Raw genomic sequence first — 1,961 nt, forward strand, 5'->3', positions numbered from 1 at the left:
TATGATCTCGGAAGGAAAATGACGGCCGATGAATGTGATGGTCATGATGTTGGAAGTGATGAATGTTGATGAAGATCATAATCTACTACTTCAGTTTGCGACAAAACCACCTAATTGTAGAGCGACACCAAACCGATTGTGATCCCCACGTCTTTGCGCGATAAAGGTGAAGTCAGCTTTGTCCAAATGGAAGTACCGCGCCAATTGAACATCATTCGGCTCCCCATTAAATTGCCCGTAACTATTTTTTTGTTCAGTGGTTAAAAAATCTACGGGCATAGCCAGACCCCTCTTATTGGTTACACAAACTCAAATCAGTGACGTATTGTTTTCCCATCTCCAGCATGTAGGCATGAGGAGTTTTAATAAATATCTGGGTGGAAATGCCGTAATGGTTCCATTTGCTGATGAAGAATACGGATTATGTAAACACCATGAGGCTGTAGACGATAAAAAATAGCATGTTTAAAATGATCGTGGCGGCGAAGCCCTTCGGCAATTTCCGGACACTCATGACCCATCAAAGGTTGCTCTGCAAGCGTTAGCAAAACGTCATGCATACTGTCTGTATAAGAATCCGCTTGTTCTATACCAAAGTTCAACAAGGTGTATTCAAAAATGTGCTCAAAGTCTTTTGCGGCGAGGTTGGAAAGTTTATACATTGTGTTTCTGCTTCATTTTAGCCGCAATGTCATGAAGTGATAATGAGCATTGACCACTCTGCTCTCCAGCTTCAATCGCCATTTTTAGAGCCGTGGTTTGTTTCTCTTGCCTTTCGAGTAGCCGCAATGCAGAACGAACGACTTCACTTGTTGAGCCATAGCGACCAGTCGCTATGAGCTGACCGACAAACTCATCTAGCTGAGATCCAATCGTAACACTAGTTGTGCGTGACATATTTCCACCTACATGTGTGAATAATTAACACACCAATAATAGGTAAACTAGAATTCAAAATCAAATCAATCATGATTTTCGTATGACAATGAAGTATACCTATAGGTCACATGCTAAAATTGACAAGAAAGCTATATTTGTCATAACCTATTTGTCATATGGAGTTAGATCATAACTTAAATGTCACTTTGAGAGAATTATGTACATCTTTGGTTACTTAAGAGCATCAACCTCTGATCAAAATGCAAAGCGAGCACAAAGAGCATTGCAGGAGTTTGTACAGCAAAAAGGCTTCCGAATAGCAGGTTGGTATATTGAGAATGAATCGGGAGCTTCATTACAAAGACCAGAACTGCTCCGATTACTTGATGATGCTGCAATTGGTGATGCAATCATCATTGAGCAAATTGATAGGCTTTCTCGTCTGGATGAGAAAAGCTGGTTTGCATTAAAAGAAATGTTGCACGAGAAAGAACTCAAAGTAATTAGTCTGGATTTGCCAACCAGTCATATTGCTTTCTCACCTCAAATCACTGATGAATTTACTGGATCGATGATCAAGGCAATAAATAGCATGATGATGGATATGTTAGCTGCTATCGCGAGAAAAGATTACCAAGACCGTCGCCGCCGACAGGCTGAAGGAATAAAGAAAGCCAAAGAGGAAGGAAAATACCGAGGAAGACAGGCAGACTTAGAACTACATGAAAAAATCTATCAGCTACGAGTTGTCAATAAGCTAAGCATTAGTGATACGGCCAAACTGACTAATGTATCAGGTCGTACAGTAATTCGGGTTGCTAATAAATGGGCAAATGAGCGAGCAGTAAAGTGCGATACTTAACTGTAGTGGCTCATACCTGATCTGACTGACTAGCTGATGAGTCACGACCAAACCATACAATTAACTTTCTTAACTTTCCCCACATGGTGATATCGTAACTCACATTTGTCGGGTAGACGACACTTGTTACCAAGTGCCGGGTTCTGTCGCAAAGTTTTGCTGAAAGACAAATGTACTGATTCTGGATGCAACTAGGCTGCTAACGCATAAAACTGCTCAC

Annotated in this window: 3 protein-coding genes and 1 pseudogene; 1 reads left to right on the plus strand and 3 read right to left on the minus strand. The window is 40.9% G+C overall.

All coding sequences use genetic code 11. From position 1 onward, the window contains the following. Positions 1–111: 111 nt before the first annotated feature. From BIT28_RS00110 to BIT28_RS00120, 3 genes and pseudogenes are all read right to left on the minus strand, one after another. Positions 112–279 (minus strand): annotated as a pseudogene (locus BIT28_RS00110) (DUF4158 domain-containing protein); the annotation flags it as partial. An 83-nt stretch (positions 280–362) separates the two neighbouring features. Beyond that, positions 363–662: a type II toxin-antitoxin system RelE/ParE family toxin gene (locus BIT28_RS00115; protein WP_075761615.1), complete on the minus strand. Its 300-nt coding sequence runs from the start codon at positions 660–662 to the stop codon at positions 363–365. Beyond that, positions 655–897 (minus strand): type II toxin-antitoxin system ParD family antitoxin, encoded by a 243-nt coding sequence (locus BIT28_RS00120; RefSeq protein WP_075761616.1) that lies wholly within the window; start codon positions 895–897, stop codon positions 655–657. The genes BIT28_RS00115 and BIT28_RS00120 overlap by 8 nt, the downstream gene beginning before the upstream one ends. Positions 898–1,096: 199 nt before the next feature. Here BIT28_RS00120 and BIT28_RS00125 point away from each other — a divergent pair, with 199 nt between their 5' ends. Continuing rightward, on the plus strand, positions 1,097–1,741 hold the full coding sequence (locus tag BIT28_RS00125) for a recombinase family protein (RefSeq protein ID WP_017052152.1): 645 nt from the start codon (positions 1,097–1,099) through the stop codon (positions 1,739–1,741). Positions 1,742–1,961: the final 220 nt, after the last annotated feature.

Origin of the sequence: Photobacterium proteolyticum, assembly GCF_001939735.1 — a bacterium.
Classification (GTDB): Bacteria; Pseudomonadota; Gammaproteobacteria; order Enterobacterales; family Vibrionaceae; genus Photobacterium; species Photobacterium proteolyticum.